The sequence below is a fragment of the Roseicyclus sp. genome (assembly GCF_052168335.1).
GTDB lineage: Bacteria > Pseudomonadota > Alphaproteobacteria > Rhodobacterales > Rhodobacteraceae > Roseibacterium.
Window position 1 is genome coordinate 1 of the sequence record NZ_JBQLZP010000546.1, and the last position, 3,313, is coordinate 3,313.

4 protein-coding genes and 1 pseudogene are annotated in these 3,313 nt (G+C 70.9%); 3 read left to right on the top strand and 2 right to left on the bottom strand.

What is annotated here, in order from left to right; genetic code table 11:
• A pseudogene (locus ACTS11_RS16655) lies at positions 1 to 133 on the top strand (UDP-glucuronate 5-epimerase); the annotation flags it as partial.
• A gap of 278 nt (positions 134 to 411) precedes the next feature.
• A complete protein-coding gene (locus ACTS11_RS16660) occupies positions 412 to 744 on the top strand; it encodes a hypothetical protein (protein WP_442641420.1) in 333 nt (110 codons plus the stop codon).
• Positions 745 to 811: 67 nt separating this feature from the next.
• On the opposite strand, the gene ACTS11_RS16665 is transcribed toward ACTS11_RS16660, so the two are convergent.
• Positions 812 to 1,789 carry a KpsF/GutQ family sugar-phosphate isomerase gene (locus tag ACTS11_RS16665; protein WP_442641421.1) on the bottom strand — a complete coding sequence of 326 codons (978 nt, stop codon included), beginning with the start codon at positions 1,787 to 1,789 and terminating at the stop codon, positions 812 to 814.
• Between the two features lie 93 nt (positions 1,790 to 1,882).
• Between ACTS11_RS16665 and ACTS11_RS16670 the strand changes: the two genes are divergently transcribed.
• A complete protein-coding gene (locus ACTS11_RS16670) occupies positions 1,883 to 2,338 on the top strand; it encodes an NUDIX hydrolase (protein ID WP_442641422.1) in 456 nt (151 codons plus the stop codon).
• Here the strand turns inward: ACTS11_RS16670 and ACTS11_RS16675 are convergent.
• Positions 2,323 to 3,313: PP2C family protein-serine/threonine phosphatase (locus ACTS11_RS16675; RefSeq protein WP_442641423.1), on the bottom strand; the 991-nt coding region annotated here is incomplete at its 5' end. The two genes, ACTS11_RS16670 and ACTS11_RS16675, sit on opposite strands and share 16 nt — an antisense overlap.

Consider the following 3,313-nt stretch of genomic DNA (forward strand, 5'->3'; position numbering starts at 1 on the left):
GCCCGGCGACGTGCCGGCGACATGGGCGGACGCGACCCTCCTGTCCGGCCTCACCGGATACCGCCCCACCACCCCTGTCCGCGAGGGCGTGGCGCGGTTCGTGGCCTGGTACCGCGACTACCACGGTGTCTGAAACATCGGTCACGGGCCGGTGATACGCCTGAAATCATTACAGAAACGGCTGCACAGCTCACGCGGGCGAGACGGGTCCTGACGCCGCCGTGAGGCCGGTGCGCGGGTGTGGAGGCTTTGTGCGAATACGCACCATTCTCGCGCATTTCTCCTGCTCTCGTGAATTGAAAGAGAGTGCGGGAGGGGACAAGTTCGGGTCATCGCAAGGCAACGACGCCTGAGACAGACACACCGAACCCCGGCCCGAAGCGGCCCACACCAACCGAAAGGAACCACGACATGACCCGCACGATCATCATCGCAGCCCTTCTCGCCGCCGTCGCGGCACCGGCCGTCGCCTCCGACACGACCCGAGCCGCGATCGCCCACTTCAACATGAGCGCCGACACCTCCGCGGACCGCATCCCGGTCGGCCCGAACGGCCCCGTCCTCGGCACGACCGTCTCGACCCGCGGCAACGAGGCGCTCTACGAAGCGGTGCGGAACCACAACGCCTCGGTCGACCGCGCCTCCGACCGGATCGACGTGAACTCGCTGACGCTGTTCTCCGGCCAGCCCGCCCATGCCGCGGACATCTTCGAGCAGCTGCGCCTCGCCGACGACACGAACTGAGCCGGACCTCTCTCCCCGTCCGACCGGCCGACCGGCCCCGCCCCTCCAAGGGCGGGGCCGCTTGGTGTCAGACCAGGCCCGCGCGCAGGCAGTCGTGAAGATGCAGGATGCCGAGCGGCACGCCCCCGCCATCCGTCACGAAGAGCGCGGTGATCTTGTTCTCCGACATCATCGCCAGCGCCTCGGCCGCCAGGAGGTCGGGGCCGATCACGCGGGGGCGCCGCGTCGCGACCTCGCCCGCCCGCCGCTCCATCAGGTGCGCCATGTTGCGCCGGAGGTCGCCGTCCGAGATCACGCCGACGAGGCGGCCATTCTCCGTCACGCCGGCGATGCCGAAGCCTTTCTCGCTCATCACCACCAGCGTCTCCGGCATGGAGCGCGCAACGTCCACCAGCGGCAGCGCCTCGGGCCCGTGCATGAGCTGCGCCACCTTCGACAGCCGCGCGCCCAGCTTGCCGCCCGGATGGAAGGTGCGGAACTGCTCGGGCAGGAAGCCGCGCCGCTCCATCACCGCGACCGCCAGCGCGTCGCCGAGCGCGAGCGTCATCGTCGTCGAGGTCGTCGGCGCCATGCCCAGCGCGCAGGCCTCGGGCGCGGGCGGAAGGGTCAGGCGGTAGTCGGCGGCCTGCATGAGCGTCGAGCCCGGCCGCGCCGAGATCGCCACGAGCGGAATCGAGAAACGCGCCACATGCGCCACGATGTCCCGGAGTTCCGCCGTCTCGCCGGAATTCGAGATCAGGATGGCGAGGTCCCCCGGCATCACCATGCCGAGGTCGCCGTGGCTCGCCTCGGCCGGATGCACGAAGGCCGAGGGCGTGCCCGTCGAGGCGAAGGTCGAGCTGATCTTGCGCGCGATGTGGCCGGACTTGCCGATGCCGGACAGGATCACGCGGCCATGGGTGGCGAGGATCGCCTCCACCGCGCCCTCGAAGTCCTCGGGCAGCCCCGCGGCAAGCGCGAGCACGGCCTCGCCCTCGAGGCGGAGGACGCGCTCCGCCGTCTCTCGGGCGGTGGCGGGTGGGGTTTCGGTCGAGGCCCTCTTCATGGCGGAGCCATAGCCCATGGCTTCGGCCTTGGCGAGGGGGCCGGCGGATGGCACAAGGGCCGCATCCGGCAGAGCAGGCCGCAGGAGACCGCAATGAACCGCAGATTCGGCCGCCCGCCCCTCGCCGGACAGCGCTACGTGCCCCGGCCGGGCGTCTACGCGATCATCGACGCGGGCGACGGCATCCTCGCCACCTTCCAGGAGGAGCCGCGCCCCGAGCTCCAGCTTCCCGGCGGCGGCATCGACCCGGGCGAGAGCCCGCTGGTCGCCCTCGTGCGCGAGGTGATGGAGGAGACAGGCTACGCCATCCACGGGATGCGGCGCCTCGGCATGTTCCACCGCTTCACCTACATGCCCGAGTATGACCTCCACGCGCAGAAGCAGTGCCATGTCTACGCCGCGCGCCTCGGGCGGCGCCTGTCCGACCCGACGGAGCCCGGGCACACGGCGGTGTTCCTGCCCTGGCAAACCGCGGTCGAACGGCTGGCCGTCTCGGGCGACCGGCATTTCGTGGCGCGGTGGATGCGGCTGCGTCAGGTCCCCGCGTAGGTCACGAGCAGCGCCGACACATCGTCGGGAAAGTCGCGGCCTCCCCTGAAATGCTCGACATCCTCCTCGATCGCGTCGAGCAGCGCCGCGCCGTGGGAGGCGGCATTCCGGCCGCACATTTCCAGAAGCCCCTCGTCGTCGAGCGGCCTGCCGTCCGCCCCGGGGCAATCGGTCAGGCCGTCGGAGTAGAGAAGCAGACGGTCGCCCGGTGCGAGCTGGACGGTGAAGCCGTCGAACCGGGCGTCGGGGAAGAGGCCGATGGGCATTCCTCCGGCGCCGATCCGCTCGACGCCGCCGCCCGCCCGCAGCACGAGCGGGTTGGGATGCCCGGCCTGCACCAGCTGCACCGACCCCGATCGCAGGTCGAGGAACCCCAGGCAGATCGTCAGATAGCGCTCGCCCTTCAGCTCGCTCAGGAGCTGTTCGTTCAGGCGGCGGGCGACGATGGCGGGCGGAAGCGGGGCGAAGACGCCGTCCCCATGCGCGACGAGCGCGACGTTCTGGTATGGGGCGCCGTCGCTGAGCATCCCGACCGCGCGGGCGACGACCATGGCGGAGGCCACGCCGTGCCCCGAGACGTCGAGGGAGTAGAACCCGACGGTACTGGAGGAGACCCGGAAGACGCCGACCATGTCGCCGCCCACATGTCCGCTCGCCCGGAGCCAGAGCGACACGTCGGCGCCCGGGAACCTGCGGTGCCGGTCGCGCAGGAGCGAGCGCTGGAGGCGCCGCGCCTCGTCGAGGTCGGCGTCGATCGCGTCGTAGAGCTGGTGAATCTCGGTCAGGGCGGCGCCGAGCGACCGGGTCTTGTCGAGCAGTTCCCGCTGCATGGCGACGATCCGGGCGCCGGCGTTCAGGCGGGCGCGCAGTTCCGGCGCACCGACCGGCTTGGTCAGGAAGTCGTCGGCCCCCGCATCGAGACCTTCCGAGAGATCGCTGGTCTCCGAACGCGACGTGATCCTGCTCACCTCGCGT